Source organism: Micromonospora purpureochromogenes, from assembly GCF_900091515.1.
Lineage (GTDB): Bacteria > Actinomycetota > Actinomycetes > Mycobacteriales > Micromonosporaceae > Micromonospora > Micromonospora purpureochromogenes.
Genome location: NZ_LT607410.1, coordinates 555592 through 570868 on the forward strand (window position 1 = coordinate 555592; position 15277 = coordinate 570868).

The following is a 15277-nucleotide window of genomic DNA, read 5'->3' on the forward strand; positions in this document are numbered from 1 at the left end:
CCGGACCCTGAACCTGGGATGGCCATGGTCGATATGCCCGCCGCGCGGCGGCACCACAGGTCCCGTATCGGTTACGCCTTCGGGCTGCTGGCGCTGGTCGGCGCCGTCACCGTCCTCGTGGTGGTGGTGCGCTATCCAGCCGAATCGGCGACCCGGCTGGCCGAGCCGGTTCCGGCTCCCGAGATCACCGTGGTCGAGCAGAACTCACCACCTCCCGGGGTGGTCGGGTACCCCGGCTACGAGGACGACTCCGACTACCCGGCCGACCTCGCCGCACCCGACGACCACCGGTACGGCGACACCGCACCTGGTCCCGAGGCGAACGCCTCGGCGGATCCCCACAGCGGCGCCGGATCCCGGCCCGGCACCGGCGGCGACGCCGCCCTGGCCGGCTCCTCCACGGCCGACGCCCGGCAGGCCCTCAGCCAGTCCCTCTTCTACTCCGGCCTGCTCGGCCTGACCATCTCCCTGGCCGGGCTGGGACTGGTCGGCACGCGACGCCGGATGTGGTGAGCCCGACAGCCTCCTAGCCGGTGGGTGTGACCTCGGGCGTCGGCTCGACCGTCCGGGTCGCCGACGCCGTCGGCGGCGCGGCGGCCACCACCAACGTCACCCGGTCACCGGCGTCGACCAGCTCACCCGCCTCCGGGTCGGTCTCGATCACGGTGCCCGGCGGGTGCTCCGACGACTCCCGCGTCCGCACCCGGTGCGACAGGTCGAGCCGGTCCAGGATCCGCTCGGCCGACGCCCGCGGCAGCCCCACCAGGGGCGGCACCGGGATCTGGGCGGCTGCGGTGGTGGCCGGCGTGCTGGGCGCCTCGGTGGTCGGGGCGGCGCTGGTCGCGGCCGTGGTCACCGGCGCGCTGGTCGGCACCGGCGGCGCGGGTTCCTCGTCCCGCTCGTCGACCGCCCGCAGCACCAGCCAGATCCCCGTGCCGAGGGCGGCGAGCAGCAACAGCGCCAGGATGCCCAGCAGGATCGGCATCCACCAGCGACGTCCACGCTGCTCCTCGCCGTACCACTCGACCGGCTCCCGGTAGTCGGCCGGACGCGGCGGTGGCACCCCGGCCCGCCCGGACCAGACGGGTGGCGCGGCCGGCACGGTCTGCTCCCCGGCGCCGGTCGGGGGTAGCGGCCGGGTCCGGTCCAGCGGCTCGTGCCGGGCAGTGGCGTCCAGCGGCTCGTGCCGGGCAGTGGCGTCCAGCGGCTCGTGCCGGGCAGTGGCGTCCAGCGGCTCGTGCCGGGCAGTGGCGTCCAGCGGCTCGTGCCGGGCAGTGGCGTCCAAGGGTTCGGGGGTGGGGCGGCCCGGCGGCTGCCCGTCGCCGGCGCGGGGCAGCGGGCGGGTCCGGTCGTCATCGGAGGGCAGCGGGCGGGTCGCGTCGTCGGCGGGCTCCTGGCGGTCGTCGCTCATCGCACGTCCTCTCCCACCGGGGCAGGCGTCGTGGCCCTCGACGGTCCACGGTAACGGTCGGGATCACCAGCCGCCGGGATCGGCGCGGCGACCCGCCCGCGCCTACTCCTCGCCGCCGCAGGAGATGGCGACCTCGTCGTTCCAGTGCCGGGTCACGTCGGGCTCCGGATCCTGGGAGCGGACCTTGCCGACCCGGCCGGTGCGGTAGCGCGGGTAGAAACCGCGCTCGACGATCGTGGCGGCGGCGTCGGCGCAGTCGTAGTCGTCCAGATCGGGCACCTCGGCCTCCGGCGCCGGCCCGGCGACGTACACCTTGACGGTGGTGCCGTGGCTCACCCGGGTGCCGGGGGCGGGGTCCAGGCGCTCGACCTTCTCGCCCAACCCGGTGCCGAAGATCAGCCGCCACCCCAGCTTCCGGTCCCGCAGGTCGCTGCGTACCCCCTCGAAGCCGTCGCCGACCAGGTCGGGGACGGTCACGTACCCGGTGGGGGGTTTGCTCGACGCGGCGGGTGCGGTGGTCCAGGGGGTCGTCGGCGCGACGGTCACCGGCGGCGCCGATGACGGGGCGGCCGAGGTCGGGGCGGGTGCCGAGGTCAGGGCGGTCGACGCGGCCGCGGCCGGCGGATCGGTGGGGGACGGCTCATCCGGCCCGGCCAGCACCCAGCCGGCGGTCGCACCCACGGTGGCCAGCAGGACGAAGGCCAGCCCGCCGCCGATCAGCAGCGGGGCGCGTCCCCGCGGCCCCGGCTCCGGAGTGTCCAGAAGGGTGTGTCCGTCGCTCATCGCACTCTCCGCCTCGTCACCAGCGACCGTACCGGGCGGCGCCAAGCCGTCACCGCACGTCGTTCCGGTCGTTACACGGCTCGCCGCGCCGACCAGGGGACGCTACGCTCCCCGGCATGGCCAGACTGGGCTGGGGAGGATCGGTCGCCACCGCGGTCGGCGTCGCTGCCGGCGTGGGTGCGGCACAACTGGGTTTCGCCTACGGGCTGGGCGTCATCGACTGGGCACCGGCCGAGCCCGCCGCCGCCGGCGCCGCCTGGTACGCCAGCCTCGCCTGGGCGACCTGGATCGCGGCCGTCTCCACCATCGCCGGGGCCGTCTGCGCCCAGCGGCTGGAGGAACGGGGACACGACGGCGCTGCGCCGGGCGGCACGCTGCGCCGGATGACGCTCGCCGTGGCCGGCGCGGTGGGCGCGCTGATCACGGTGCTGCTGGTGGCCGTGCCCGCCCGGGCGGCGACCGTGCCCGACACCTTCTCGCCACAGAGCCTGGCCGCCGGGTACGCGGCGGTCGGTGTGCTGGTCGGGCTGCTGACCGCGATCTGGGCGCTGCACACGCGGGCCGTCGCGACCAACGTGATCGCCACGGTGGGCTGGATCTGGCTGCTCGCCGTGGTGTCGGTCGCGGACGGGGTGCTCGCGGGACGCGGGTTGACCACCGCCCAGCTCGGGATCTGGCAGATCAGCACCGACAGCGCCGGCTTCTGGCTGCGGGACTACGTCTACTGGCCGGGGATGCTGCTGGCCGCCGGTTCGGCGCTGCTGATCGGCGCGCTGGCCGCGCGGCGTACCGCCCGGATGGAGGAGGGTCGGCTCGGCGCGGCCGTCTCCGGTGCGGCGGGTCCACTGCTCGTCGCGGTCGCCTACTTCGTCGCCGTGCCCCGGCTGGCCGAGGTCACCCCCGCGCAGGTCTCGGCGCACTTCGTCGCGCCGTACGCAGTGCTCGTCGGCGCGGCCGGCTCGGTGCTGGTGGCCGCGCTCGCCCAGCGCGCCGAACGGCGCACGGCCGCTCGCCCGGCGGTGGTGCCCCGGCAGCGCACCGGCGACCTGGACGACCGCGGGTTCGACGGCGACCTCGCGTCGGCCGGCGACCCCTTCGACACCCCCGGCCCGTCCGGCCTCACGGGCGACCCGGGCTCCGGCGCGGCCACCCGACCGACGGTCGGCACGGCGACCAAGACCGCGACCCGACCGGACGGGACAGCGCTCGCCGATCCGCTCGGTGCGGAACCGGCCCCGGCCGACACCCGGCCGGACGAAACCGGCCGCCCGGACGACGGCTCGCCCACCACCGGCACCGGACGGACCCGCCCGGCCCGCCGCGGCCGGGCCACCCCTCCCGCCCGGGATTCCGGCGCGCACCCGGCGACCTCCACCGACGAGACCGCCCCCGACCCGACGCCGGAGACCACCGACCCCTCGGACGCGCCACCGGCCACCGCCCCCCGGACCCGCCCGTCCCGCCGCCCCCGCTGACCGCCGCCCACTCGCGGCCACACCCGGCCCAGGATTGAAGGCACTTTCACGGAATGAGTGGCTATCCGACGCGGAATAGCCACTCTTTCCGTGAAAGTGCAGCGCCAGGGCGGCCCGGTGACGAGGAGTGGGTCAGTCGACGGGCCAGGTGTGCACGGGTTCGTTGCTGCGCTGGAGTTCGGCGTAGCGGCGGGCCATGTGGTGCAGGGCCGCCTCGCGGTCCATGCCCCGGTGCCGCTCGGCCGCCCAGACCGCCTCGGTCTGCCACACCGCGCCGTTGCGGCCGGTACGGCAGCGCTGCTCGATGATGCCGAGCAGCCGGTCCCGCTCGGCCGGGTCGACGCCGAACCGGTCCAGCCCGGTCGCCGCCGTCGGCAGCAGCGTGTCGAGGACCAGCTTGGCCACCGGCACGTCCCCGAGGCGGGGCCAGTGCAGGACGGCGTCCATTCCGCGCCGGGCGGCGGCGTGGAAGTTCTCCTCGGCCGAGCTGAAGGTGAGCTGGCTCCAGATCGGCCGGTCCGACTCGGCCAGCCCGCGGGCCAGCCCGAAGTAGAAGGCGGCGTTGGCCAGCATGTCCACCACGGTCGGGCCGGCCGGCAGCACCCGGTTCTCCACCCGCAGGTGGGGGCGGCCGTTCATGATGTCGTAGACCGGCCGGTTCCAGCGGTAGACCGTGCCGTTGTGCAACCGCAGCTCCGAGAGCTGGGGGACCCCGCCGGCGTGCAGCACCTCCACCGGATCCTCGTCCTCGCAGATCGGCAGCAGCGGCGGGAAGTACCGGACGTTCTCCTCGAACAGGTCGAAGATCGAGGTGATCCAGCGCTCGCCGAACCACACCCGGGGTCGTACGCCCTGGGCCTTGAGTTCGTCGGGGCGGGTGTCGGTGGCCTGCTCGAAGAGGGCGATCCGGGTCTCGGCCCAGAGCTGCCGCCCGTAGAGGAAGGGGGAGTTCGCGCCGATCGCCACCTGGACCCCGGCGATCGCCTGGGAGGCGTTCCAGTAGTCGGCGAAGCTGTCCGGCGCGACCTGGAGGTGGAACTGGAGGCTGGTGCAGGCCGCTTCGGGGGCGATCGAGTCGGTGTGGGTCTGGAGCCGTTCCACGCCCCGGATGTCCAGCTCGATGTCCTCGCCCCGGGCGCCGACGATCTGGTCGTTGAGCACCCGGTAGCGCTCGTTGGTGGAGAGGTTGTCCACCACCAGGTGCCGCTCGGTGAGCGTGGGCAGGATGCCGACCAGGACGATCCGGGCGTCCGACTTCGCCGCCCGCTCATCGGCGCGGGTCAGGCTGCTGCGCAGGTCGGCCTCGTACTCGGCGAACCCGCTGCCCTCGATCAGCCGGGGCGCGGCGTTCAGTTCGAGGTTGAACTGGCCGAGTTCGGTCTGGAAGAGCGGGTCGGCGATGGCGGCCAGGATCTCCTCGTTGCGCATCGCCGGCTCACCCGCCGGGTCCATCAGGTTGAGCTCGATCTCCAGGCCGGTCATCGGCCGGTCCGCGTCGAAGCCGAAGTCGTCCAGCATCAGCGCGAAGACGTCCAGACTGCGCCGAACCTTCTGCCGGTAGCGGACCCGGTCTTCCCGGGAGAAGGCGCCCTGCTCGACGTCCCTACCCATGTGCCCTCCCGGCGCGAGGCGCGCGGGACCGTGTCGTCCCGCCCGCGTTGTGAACAACCACGGTAAGAGCGCCACCTCCCCAGGGCCAGTGGCCCCACGAATACGCGCTGTGGCCCTCTCTACCCAGCGGCCACCGCGGGCACCGGCGCGGCTGACTAATAATTCGTGACAATTTGCACCCGGAGACGGGGCGAGGCCCCTGCTCAGGAGAGCAGGGGCCTGCCGGGAGGGGTCCGCAGGATCAGGCCTGACGGACGGCCTCACCCTCGATCTCGATCTTGATCTTCTTGCCGACCAGCACGCCGCCGGTCTCGAGCGCCACGTTCCAGGTCAGACCGAAGTCCTCCCGGTCGATCTCGGTGCTCGCGGAGAAGCCGAAGATGTCCTGGCCGAACGGGCTGCGGCCGACGCCCTCGAACTCGACGTCCAGCTCCACCGGCCGGGTGACGCCCTTGATGGTGAGCTCACCGAGCAGCACGAACTCGTTGCCGTCCCGGGACTTCACACCGGTGCTGCGGTACTCCAGCGTCGGGAAGGCCTCGACGTCCAGGAACTCCGGGCTGCGCAGGTGGGCGTCCCGGTCGGCCTGGGCGGTGCTGATGCTGGCCGCCTGGATGGTGGCGGCGACCGAGGACTGCATCGGGTCCTCGGCGATGGTGATGGTCGCCGAGGCGTCGGCGAACTCGCCGCGTACCTTGCTGACCATCATGTGCCGGGCGACGAAGCCGACCCGCTTGTGAGCCGCGTCCAGCAGGTAGGTGCCGGCGGTCGGGACGGTGAGGCCCTCCCAGTCGCGGGTAACCGACTCGGTGCTGGTCATGGTGCGTCCTCCAGGGAAGAGATTGTTTAGAAGCCCAACGACTGACGTAGCAACTATAACCGCAACAATATTCCCCGTGTCAAGCACTGTTAGGATGGCCAGGTGGATCAGAACGTGTTCGACGACCCCCGGATCACCGCCGTCGGCCTCCTCGTCGAGGCGTACGCCGGGCTGTCGGCCCGGTTCGCCGACCAGTACGAGGAGCACGGCCTCTCCGCCGTCGAGTTCGAGGTGCTGATGCGGCTCGCCCGGTCCCCCGGGCACCAACTGCGGATGACCGACCTGGCGGCGCAGACCTCGCTGTCGACCAGCGGGGTGACCCGCGTGGTGGACCGGATGGAACGCGACGGCCTGCTGTGCCGCCGGGCCTGCCCGTCCGACCGCCGCAGCTCGTACGCGGTGGTCACCCCGTCGGGGCTGAAGCGCCTCGACGAGACCCTCCCCGGTCACCTGCGGATCATCGAGCAGTGGTTCACCGGCCAGCTCGAACCCGCGGCGCTGGCGGCGATGCTCGACGGCCTGCGCCGGGTGCGGGACGCCGTCCACCCGGGGGCGACCGCCGGCAGCACCGAGCCGGCCCACGCCAACGAACCGGCGGCCTGACGCCGGCACCCCGCCTCGCGCTACCGGCAGAACCACCGGCAGAACTGGTCACGCCGGCGGGACAAGCCCGTGAAGCCGCGCAAAGCGGACGTCACGGGTGACTAGCCTTCGTCCAGCGCGGGGGGAGCACCTGGGGGGGTGCCGGCGCGAGCGATTGAGCGAGGGGTGTCATCAGGGGGCTTGTTCGCTCGCGCCTCCCCCGCCCCCGGCGGCCGCACGGGGCGAGCCGGCAGCAGCCAGGGCGGGCCTCAGCCGACCGGACGGAGCCCGCGGAGCAGATCCTGCTCGTACGGCAGCAGGCGGATCCCGCTCTCCCGGCAGGCCCGGTCGAGACGGTCCAGCACGGCCGGGTCGCCCGTGCTCGCCGCCAACCCCACCAACGCCTCGACCACGTCCCGCCGGTACTGCCCGTCGACCCCGGCTTCCACCGCCGCCCCGAACCACTCCGCGGCCAACTCCCGGTCGCCCCGGTGCAGCGCCACCGTCCCCTCGATCAGGGCGACGATCCCCTCCTCCGGCTGCGGGGTCGCCACCGCCGTGCCCGCGCGCCCCTGCCCCACCGGCCACCCGGGCCGGGCCGACCCGGACGGCGACGGCACCACAGCTCCCGACGACACCGGCCCGGAGCGGGCCGGGACCGGACCGTCCGGCAGCGCGGATCCGGACGGGACCACCTCGCGGCGCGGCACGGAGGCGACCGCCAAGGGTCCGTCGACCGGGACGGCCGGACCCGACCCGAGCGGCACCGGGCGTGCCTCCGCCCGCAGCTCGGCCAGCACGTCGACGGCCTCGTCCAGCCGACCGTCCCTGGCCAGCGCCAGGCCGACCGTGCCGAGCACCCGGCGCCGGTGCCCCGGGTCGCCCAGGTCCGCGAGCGCGCCGGCGACCCGGCGGCCCTGCTCCACCGCCTCGGCGTACCGGCCCTGGAGGCGGGCCACGTCGGCCAGGTTGGCCCGGGCCAGCAGGCGCAGCCGCCGTTCGTCGCACTGGGCGGCCAGTCGGTCGACGATGGCCAGCCGCCGCCGGGCGCCGGTCAGGTCGCCGAGGCGGATCTCGTGCCAGGTGAGGTTGTTCTGGGCCACCGCCATGTCGCGTACCCGGCCATGCCGGGTGGCCAGCGCCAGCACGGCCTGCGCCTGCTCGCGTGCCTCGTCGTGCTCGCCGGTGGCGACGAGCAGCGCGCAGAGCACCGTCCGGGCCTCCAGTTCGCCGGTGACCTCGGCGTGTGCGGCGAAGACGTCGAGCGCCGCGCGGGCCGCCGGCAACTCCTGCGCCCCCGCGCCGTGCTCGGCGGCGAGCCGGGCCACGCCGAGCAGCGCCCAGGCCCGTAGCACCGGGTCGGCGTCGGCGGTACGCGGGTCGGCCAGCAGCCGGCGCAGCCACTGCCGCCCGGAGACGTCCCGCCCCCGCAGCCGCCACCAGCGGGTCAGCGCCGCCGCCAGCCGCAGCGCGGTGAGCGGGTCGTCGGTGGCGGCGTGCGCCAGGGCGGCGCTGATGTCGCTGGTCGCCTCGTCGAGCTGGCGTACGGCGGCGGGCAGTTTCGCCCCGACCAGGTCCGGTGCCGTCCGGGTGACCAGTCGGGCCACGACGACGGCGTGCCGGCGGCGGATCGCGGTCAGCTCGCCCAGGCCGGCGGCCCGCTCGACGGCGAAGTCCCGGACCGCGTCGAGCAACCGGAACCGGAACGGACCGGCCCCCCGGACGCTGAGCAGCCCCAGCTCCACCAGCCGGTCCAGCAGCGGGACCGGGTCGACGACGACCGCGCCGTCCCGATCGGCCTCGTCGGCCAGCAGCTCCTCGGCCAACTCCACCGACCAGCGGTTGGCGAACGCGGAGAGTCGGCGCACGGCCGCGCGCTCCGAGGCGGCGAGCAACCGGTAGCTGGTGGCCACCGCCTCGCGCAGGGTCACCGCCACCGCCGCCCGCGCGCGGCCCGACCCCGCCGGCTCGGCGGCCTCCCAGCCGCGCCGGCCCAGGTCGGGGCTGGCCAGGTCGAGGACCCGGTCGCCGTACCGGTCGAGCAGTTCGTCGAGGTCGAGGATCCGGCCCCGGGCCGCCATCAGCTCGATCGCGAGCGGCAGCCCGCCGAGCCGGCGCACCAGGGCGGCCAGCGCAGGCAGCTCCCGCGGGTCGGGCGGCTCCGGGCGTACCCGGGCGAGTCGCGCGGCGAAGAGCGCCGCCGCCGGGTAGCGGGCCAGGTCGGCGGCGTCCACCGCGTCGGCCGGGGGCACGTCCAACGGCGCCACCGGGCGGACCAGTTCCCCGGGTACGCCCACCGGGTGCCGCCCGGTCACCAGCACCCGCAGGCTCGGCATCGCGTCGGTGAGCTGCCGCAACGCCTCGGCCAGCGGGTCCGGGGCGCGCTCGGCCGCGTCCACCAGCAGCAACGCCGGCCGGTTGCGCAGCCGGACGGCCAGGTCGGGCAGGCGGGACGCGCCGAGCACGGCGCTCATCGCGGCCAGCACGTCGGCGGCGTCGGAACCCTCGCCGACCAGCACGCCGGCCACGCCGCCGGGATACGCGGCGACGACCTCGTGCGCCACCGCCAGGGCCAGCGCCGTCTTACCCACGCCGGCCAGCCCGACCAGGGTCACCACCGGCGGCCACTGGTCCGTGGTGAGCAGCGCGGCGAGGTCGGCCAGGTCCCGCTCCCGCCCGATCAGCTCGACCGGGGGCGGGAGCGCGATCGGCGTACCCGAGGGGTCGGGTTCGCGGGGCGCGGACCCGGCGGCCGGCGCGCGGCCCGGGTCCGCGGCGACGGCCGGGATGGTGACCCGTCCACGGGCGGTGGTGAGGAAGGCGGCGCGGGGCCCGTCGGTGAGGCCGAGCGCGTCGGCGAGCAGCTCCACGGTGGTGCGCTGGGGCCGGCTGGACCGGCCGCGCTCCAGGTCACGGACGGTCCGCACGCCGATTCCGGCCCGCTGGGCCAGCTCGGCCTGGGTGAGACCGGCTCGGAGCCGATGCCCCCGCAACAGCTCCGCCAGCGGGGTACGACCACCCGGCGCCAACTGGTGATCATGAGCCGGTGTCATGGCCACGAAGGGTACGGACCGGATACGACGGTCGACACGGGTGCGTCGTCCAGCCGACGCGCCGGAATCCGACAGGCCCCTACCGTGCGGCGGCGCGGCAGGGGCCGGGGGCCGGATCAGACGCCCAGGTCGCGAGCGATGATCATGCGCTGCACCTCCGAGGTTCCCTCGCCGATCTCCAGGATCTTGGAATCCCGCCAGAACCGGGCGACCGGGTACTCGTTCATGAAGCCGTAGCCGCCGTGGATCTGGGTGGCCTCGCGGGCGTTGTCCACCGCGATCGTGCTGGCGTGCAGCTTGGCGATCGCCGCCTGCCGCTTGAACGGCTCACCGGCCAGCATCCGCGCGGCGGCGTCGTAGTACGCCAGCCGGGCGGTGTGCGCCTTCAGCTCCATGTCGGCGATCTTGAACTGGATCGCCTGGTAGTTGCCGATCGGCTGGCCGAAGGCGTGCCGCTCCTTCGCGTACTTGATCGACTCGTCGACGCAGCCCTGGGCGAGGCCGACGGCGAGCGCGGCGATGGCGATCCGACCCTCGTCGAGGATGCGCAGGAACTGCGCGAAGCCCCGACCCCGCTCACCGAGCAGGTTCGCCGCCGGCACCCGGCAGTCGTCGAAGGTCAGCTCGTGGGTGTCCGAGGCGGTCCAGCCGACCTTGGAGTAGCCCGGCGCCACCGTGAAGCCCGGCGTCCCCGTCGGCACGATGATGGTCGACAGCTCCTTCGAGCCGTCCGGGTTCGTGCCGGTGACCGCGGTGACGGTGACCAGCGCGGTGATGTCGGTCCCCGAGTTGGTGATGAACGCCTTCGAGCCGTTGATCACCCACTCGTTGGTCGCCTCGTCCAGCACCGCGCGGGTCTGGGTGCCGCCGGCGTCGGAGCCGGTGCCCGGCTCGGTCAGCCCGAAGCCGGCCAACGCCTCGCCGCTGAGCAGCTTCGGCAGCCAGGTCGCCTGCTGCTCCGGAGAACCAAATCGGTAGATCGGCATCGCGCCGAGGGAGACCGCCGCCTCCAGGGTGATCGCCACGCTGGAGTCGATCCGGGCCAGCTCCTCCAGGGCGAGGCAGAGCGCGAAGTAGTCGCCGCCCATGCCGCCGTGCTCCTCACCGAAGGGCAGGCCGAACAGGCCCATCTTGCCCATCTGGCGGATCACCTCGTACGGGAAGGTGTGCTTCTCGTAGTGCTCGGCGATGACCGGGGCGACCACCTCACGCGCGAAGTCCCGCACGCTGGACCGCAGCGCCTCTTGTTCCTCGGTGAGCCGGAAGTCCATCTGATCCTCCTGTGTGGACGTGCCGCCCGGGCGCTCGTGACGCCGGGACGGTGCTGCGGACTGAGGGGCCGGGTCAGACCGGAGTGACGCCGTGCCGGCGCCGGGAGAAGTGCCGGTCCTTGGTACGCACGGCGGCGAACCGGCGGACCAGCTCGGCGCGCAGCTCGTGCGGCTCGACGATGGCGTCGACCACCAGTTCGCTGGCGAGCCGGACGACGTCGATGTCCCGCTCGTACTCCTCGCGCTTCGCGGCGACGAAGGCGGCCCGCTCGGTCTCGTCGGCGATCGCGGCGATCTTGTTGGCGTAGACGGCGTTCACCGCGGCCTCCGCCCCCATCACCGCGATCTTCGCGGTGGGCAGCGCGATGGTCGCGTCCGGCTCGAAGCCCGGCCCGGCCATCGCGTACAGGCCGGCGCCGTACGCCTTGCGGACCACCACGCAGATCTTCGGCACGGTCGCCTCGGAGATCGCGGTGATCATCTTGGCGCCGTGCCGGATGATGCCCTGCTTCTCCACCGCGCTGCCGACCATGAAGCCGGGGACGTCGCTCAGGAAGAGCAGCGGCACGTTGAACGCGTCGCAGAGCTGCACGAACCGGGTCGCCTTGTCGGCCGAGTCGACGAAGAGCACGCCGCCCTTGAACATCGAGTTGTTGCCGACCACGCCGACCACCTCGCCGTTCAGCCGGCCGAAGCCGATCGTCAGCTCCTTGGCCCAGAGCGCCTGGATCTCGAAGAACGAGCCGTCGTCGAGCAGGCCCTTGACGTACCGGCGCATGTCGAAGGCCTGCCGCTCGCTGGCCGGGACCAGCGCGGCCAGGTCGGCCTTCTCCGGCGCTTCCTGGGCGGGCGCCGACGGCGGCTGCTGCTGCCAGTTCGCCGGCAGGTACGACAGGTAGCGCTTCACCACGTCCAGCGCGTCGGCCTCGGTCTTGCAGAGGAAGTGCCCGACCCCGGACTCGGCGCAGTGCACCTTGGCGCCGCCCATCGCCTCCAGCGTCGTCTTCTCGCCGGTGACCATCTCGACCATCCGGTCCGAGCCGAGGTACATGCTGGCGTTGCCGTCCACCATGGCCACCACGTCGCAGAACGCCGGGATGTACGCCCCGCCGGCCGCGCTCGGTCCGAACAGGGCGCAGACCTGCGGGATGGAACCCGAGGCGCGAACCTGGTTCCAGAAGATCTTGCCGGCGCCGCGCCGACCCGGGAACAGGTCGACCTGGTCGGTGATCCGGGCGCCGGCCGAGTCGACCAGGTAGACCATCGGCACGGCGGTCGAGTAGGCCCGCTCGATGATCCGGATGATCTTCTCGACCGTCCGGGCGCCCCAGCTGCCGGCCTTGACCGTCGAGTCGTTGGCCATCAGGCAGACCTGCCGGCCGTCGATGGTGGCGGTGCCGGTGACCACGCCGTCGGCGGGCAGCCCGTCGGCCATCGCGTTCGCGTACAGGCCGTCCTCGACGAAGGAACCCTCGTCGACCAGGAGCGCGACCCGCTCGCGGGCGAAAAGCTTGCCCTTGGCGGCGTTCGCCGCGTGGTACTTGTCCGCACCGCCGGCCCGGGCGCGCTTGCGCAGCTGCTCCAGTGCCTCACCGTCGAGCGTCACGCCGACTCCCTCAACCGCCTGTGGCCGGGCCACCTCGTGAGCGGACCGACTGACCTGAACGATCGTTAGGCTAGCGCATCGGGCCACCCTCCGGCGACCCGCCAACCGGCGGCCGACCCGCCGCTCGAACATGGTGATCAGGAGGCGTGCGGTGCACACCTCCTGATCACGGCGAGGAAGGGGCGGGTCAGGTCGGCAGCGGCGTCAGCCGGGTGCGGGGGCCGGCGCGCAGGACCCCGGAGGAGAGCTTCTTGCCGACCAGCTCCTCGGCCAGCTCGGCCGCCTCGATCAGCGCGTCCAGGTCGATACCGGTGGCGATGCCCATGTCGTGCAGCATGTGCACCGCCTCCTCGGTGGCCAGGTTGCCGCTGGCTCCCGGGGCGTACGGGCAGCCGCCGAGGCCGCCGACGCTGGCGTCGAACTCGGTGACGCCCAGCTCCAGCGCGGTCAGCAGGTTGGCCAGGGCGGTGCCCCGGGTGTTGTGGAAGTGCAGCAGCACCGGGATGTGCGCGTTGCGGTCCCGGACGGCGGTGACCAGCTCGCGGACCCGCCGGGGCGTACCCATGCCGGTGGTGTCGCCGAACGCGACCCGGTCGGCGCCGTCGCGGACGACCCGGTCGACGATGCCGGCCACCCGCTGCGGGTCGATGTCGCCCTCGTAGGGGCAGCCGAAGCTGGTCGCCACGATCACCTCGGCCCGGGCGCCGGCGCCGTGCAGCAGGTCGATCAGCTCGGCGATGTCGTCCAGCGACTCCTCGGTCGAGCGGTTCACGTTGCGCCGGTTGTGCGTGTCGCTGGCCGAGACGACCACCTCGATCTCGGTGAACCCGGCCGCGAGGGCCCGCTGCGCACCCCGGGTGTTGGGCACCAGGGCCGAGTAGTGCACCCCCTCGGCCCGGGTGGCGCGCTGCCACACCTCGTCGGCGTCGGCCATCTGCGGGATCGCCTTCGGGTGCACGAACGACACCGCCTCGATCCGCTTGACGCCGGTGCTGGAGAGCGCGTCGAGCAGCCGCACCTTGGCGTCGGTGGGGATCGGCTCCTCGTTCTGGAGCCCGTCCCGCGGCGCGACCTCACGAATGGAGACGAAGTCCGGCAGTTCCGCCATAAGGGGTCACCTCACTGTGACGTAGTGCTGTGCTGGTTCCCCCACCCTCCCACTCCGCACCGCCCGCCCGCACCCCACCCGTCGATCATGAAGTTGTCGCCCGCGCCGATGGCTCGGGGTCGGGGCGACAACTTCATGATCGACCGGGGTCAGGGGGGGTCAGCGCATGCGGGAGACGATGCCGGTGTCGTAGTCGCCGGAGAGGAACTCGTCGTTCTCCAGGAGTTCGGCGAAGAAGGGGAGGTTGTTCTTCGGGCCGGTCAGGTCGAAGGCGGCGACGGCCGCCCGGGCGCGCTCGATGGCCTCGGCGCGGGTGGCGCCGCTGACGATGAGCTTGGCCATCAGGCTGTCGTAGAACGGGGTGACCGTGTTGCCCTCGGTGTAGCCGGAGTCGACGCGGACGCCCTCGCCCGTGGGCTCGACCCAGGTCTTGATCGCGCCGGGTCCGGGCAGGAAGCGCTTCGGGTCCTCCGCGTTGATCCGCAGCTCGATGGCGTGCCCGCGCGGGGCGAGCGCGTCCGGGTCGAACGTCGGCGCCAGGCCGGCCGCCACCCGCAGCTGCTCCTCCACCAGGTCGACGCCGTAGACCAGCTCGGTCACCGGGTGCTCGACCTGGAGGCGGGTGTTCATCTCCAGGAAGAAAAATTCTTCGGAGCCGGCGCCATCCTCCTCGAAGTCCCGCTGACGCGGGACCAACAGGCACTCCACCGTGCCGGCGTTGCGGTAGCCGACCGCCTCACCGGCCCGTACCGCCGCCGCCAGGAACCGCTCGCGCAGCTCGGGGGAGACCGCCGGCGACGGGGACTCCTCGACCAGCTTCTGGTTGCGCCGCTGCACCGAGCACTCCCGCTCGCCCAGCGCCACCACCCGGCCGTCGGCCAGGCCGAGGATCTGCACCTCGACGTGGCGTACCCGGGGGAAGTACCGCTCGATCAGCACCGAGCCGTCGCCGAACATCCGCTCGGCGAAGGAGCGCACCTTGTCGTACTCGGTGCGCAGCGCGGTCTCGTCGGTGGCCACGCCCATGCCCATGCCGCCGCCACCGGCCGCGGCCTTCACCATCACCGGGTAGCCGATCTCCGCGGCGGCCGCGACCGCCGCGTCCAGGTCGGCCGCCGGGTCGGTGGTGCCGGGCGCGACCGGAACACCGGCCGCCGCCATCAGGTTCCGGGCATTGATCTTGTCGCCCATCGCGGTGATCGCGTCCGCGCCGGGCCCGACCCAGATCAGGCCGCTGGCCTCGACGGTACGGGCGAAGTCCGCGTTCTCCGACAGGAAGCCGTAGCCGGGGTGGATCGCCTGCGCGCCGGTGGACTTGGCGGCGGCGAGGATCGCCTCGACGTTCCGGTAGCTCTGCGCCGGGTTGGCCGGGCCGACGCAGACCGCCTCGTCGGCCTCGGTGACGAACGGCAGGCCGGCGTCGGCCTCCGAGTGCACCGCGATCGCGCGGATACCGAGCCGCTTGGCGGTACGGATGATCCGGCGGGCGATCTCGCCCCGGTTGGCGACCAGCAGCGACTCGATCATGTTTCCTCCCGACGTCCAGGGGTGGGGACG

12 protein-coding genes are annotated in these 15277 nt (G+C 73.6%); 3 read left to right on the forward strand and 9 right to left on the reverse strand.

Annotated elements, in window-relative coordinates; translation table 11 throughout:
- Window positions 1-18 precede the first annotated feature (18 nt).
- A complete protein-coding gene (locus GA0074696_RS02625; RefSeq protein ID WP_088959611.1) occupies window positions 19-513 on the forward strand; it encodes a hypothetical protein in 495 nt (164 codons plus the stop codon).
- Window positions 514-526: 13 nt separating this feature from the next.
- Here the strand turns inward: GA0074696_RS02625 and GA0074696_RS02630 are convergent, their stop codons facing one another.
- Both GA0074696_RS02630 and GA0074696_RS02635 read right to left on the reverse strand, forming a co-directional pair.
- Window positions 527-1411: a PASTA domain-containing protein gene (locus tag GA0074696_RS02630; protein WP_088959612.1), complete on the reverse strand. Its 885-nt coding sequence runs from the start codon at window positions 1409-1411 to the stop codon at window positions 527-529.
- A gap of 102 nt (window positions 1412-1513) precedes the next feature.
- Entirely contained in the window at window positions 1514-2194 is a 681-nt protein-coding gene (locus GA0074696_RS02635; RefSeq protein ID WP_088959613.1) for a PASTA domain-containing protein, read from the reverse strand.
- 116 nt (window positions 2195-2310) lie between these two features.
- On the opposite strand from GA0074696_RS02635, the gene GA0074696_RS02640 reads away from it, so the two are divergent.
- A complete protein-coding gene (locus tag GA0074696_RS02640; protein ID WP_197700806.1) occupies window positions 2311-3669 on the forward strand; it encodes a serine/threonine-protein kinase in 1359 nt (452 codons plus the stop codon).
- Window positions 3670-3801: 132 nt separating this feature from the next.
- On the opposite strand, the gene GA0074696_RS02645 is transcribed toward GA0074696_RS02640, so the two are convergent.
- On the reverse strand, window positions 3802-5280 hold the full coding sequence (locus tag GA0074696_RS02645) for a glutamate--cysteine ligase family protein (protein WP_088959614.1): 1479 nt from the start codon (window positions 5278-5280) through the stop codon (window positions 3802-3804).
- Between the two features lie 241 nt (window positions 5281-5521).
- On the reverse strand, window positions 5522-6100 hold the full coding sequence (locus GA0074696_RS02650; RefSeq protein ID WP_088959615.1) for a YceI family protein: 579 nt from the start codon (window positions 6098-6100) through the stop codon (window positions 5522-5524).
- Window positions 6101-6202: 102 nt separating this feature from the next.
- Between GA0074696_RS02650 and GA0074696_RS02655 the strand changes: the two genes are divergently transcribed.
- On the forward strand, window positions 6203-6703 hold the full coding sequence (locus tag GA0074696_RS02655) for a MarR family winged helix-turn-helix transcriptional regulator (RefSeq protein ID WP_088959616.1): 501 nt from the start codon (window positions 6203-6205) through the stop codon (window positions 6701-6703).
- 248 nt (window positions 6704-6951) lie between these two features.
- Here the strand turns inward: GA0074696_RS02655 and GA0074696_RS02660 are convergent, their stop codons facing one another.
- The 5 genes from GA0074696_RS02660 to GA0074696_RS02680 all read right to left on the reverse strand — a co-directional run bounded on the left by GA0074696_RS02660 (window position 6952) and on the right by GA0074696_RS02680 (window position 15247).
- Window positions 6952-9735 carry an ATP-binding protein gene (locus GA0074696_RS02660; protein ID WP_088959617.1) on the reverse strand — a complete coding sequence of 928 codons (2784 nt, stop codon included), beginning with the start codon at window positions 9733-9735 and terminating at the stop codon, window positions 6952-6954.
- Window positions 9736-9851: 116 nt separating this feature from the next.
- Complete coding sequence (locus tag GA0074696_RS02665) at window positions 9852-11006, reverse strand: acyl-CoA dehydrogenase family protein (protein ID WP_088959618.1); 1155 nt, start codon at window positions 11004-11006, stop codon at window positions 9852-9854.
- 73 nt (window positions 11007-11079) lie between these two features.
- Window positions 11080-12612: an acyl-CoA carboxylase subunit beta gene (locus GA0074696_RS02670; protein ID WP_088959619.1), complete on the reverse strand. Its 1533-nt coding sequence runs from the start codon at window positions 12610-12612 to the stop codon at window positions 11080-11082.
- A 187-nt stretch (window positions 12613-12799) separates the two neighbouring features.
- On the reverse strand, window positions 12800-13720 hold the full coding sequence (locus GA0074696_RS02675) for a hydroxymethylglutaryl-CoA lyase (protein WP_088959620.1): 921 nt from the start codon (window positions 13718-13720) through the stop codon (window positions 12800-12802).
- Between the two features lie 159 nt (window positions 13721-13879).
- Window positions 13880-15247 carry an acetyl-CoA carboxylase biotin carboxylase subunit gene (locus GA0074696_RS02680; protein WP_088959621.1) on the reverse strand — a complete coding sequence of 456 codons (1368 nt, stop codon included), beginning with the start codon at window positions 15245-15247 and terminating at the stop codon, window positions 13880-13882.
- Window positions 15248-15277: the final 30 nt, after the last annotated feature.

What these genes read in the sequence shown, in the direction of transcription:
- GA0074696_RS02625 (WP_088959611.1), top strand. Translation starts at nt 19, where the DNA reads ATGGCCATGGTCGATATGCCCGCCGCGCGGCGGCACCACAGGTCCCGT.
- GA0074696_RS02630 (WP_088959612.1), bottom strand. Translation starts at nt 1,411, where the DNA reads ATGAGCGACGACCGCCAGGAGCCCGCCGACGACGCGACCCGCCCGCTG.
- GA0074696_RS02635 (WP_088959613.1), bottom strand. Translation starts at nt 2,194, where the DNA reads ATGAGCGACGGACACACCCTTCTGGACACTCCGGAGCCGGGGCCGCGG.
- GA0074696_RS02640 (WP_197700806.1), top strand. Translation starts at nt 2,311, where the DNA reads ATGGCCAGACTGGGCTGGGGAGGATCGGTCGCCACCGCGGTCGGCGTC.
- GA0074696_RS02645 (WP_088959614.1), bottom strand. Translation starts at nt 5,280, where the DNA reads ATGGGTAGGGACGTCGAGCAGGGCGCCTTCTCCCGGGAAGACCGGGTC.
- GA0074696_RS02650 (WP_088959615.1), bottom strand. Translation starts at nt 6,100, where the DNA reads ATGACCAGCACCGAGTCGGTTACCCGCGACTGGGAGGGCCTCACCGTC.
- GA0074696_RS02660 (WP_088959617.1), bottom strand. Translation starts at nt 9,735, where the DNA reads ATGACACCGGCTCATGATCACCAGTTGGCGCCGGGTGGTCGTACCCCG.
- GA0074696_RS02665 (WP_088959618.1), bottom strand. Translation starts at nt 11,006, where the DNA reads ATGGACTTCCGGCTCACCGAGGAACAAGAGGCGCTGCGGTCCAGCGTG.
- GA0074696_RS02675 (WP_088959620.1), bottom strand. Translation starts at nt 13,720, where the DNA reads ATGGCGGAACTGCCGGACTTCGTCTCCATTCGTGAGGTCGCGCCGCGG.
- GA0074696_RS02680 (WP_088959621.1), bottom strand. Translation starts at nt 15,247, where the DNA reads ATGATCGAGTCGCTGCTGGTCGCCAACCGGGGCGAGATCGCCCGCCGG.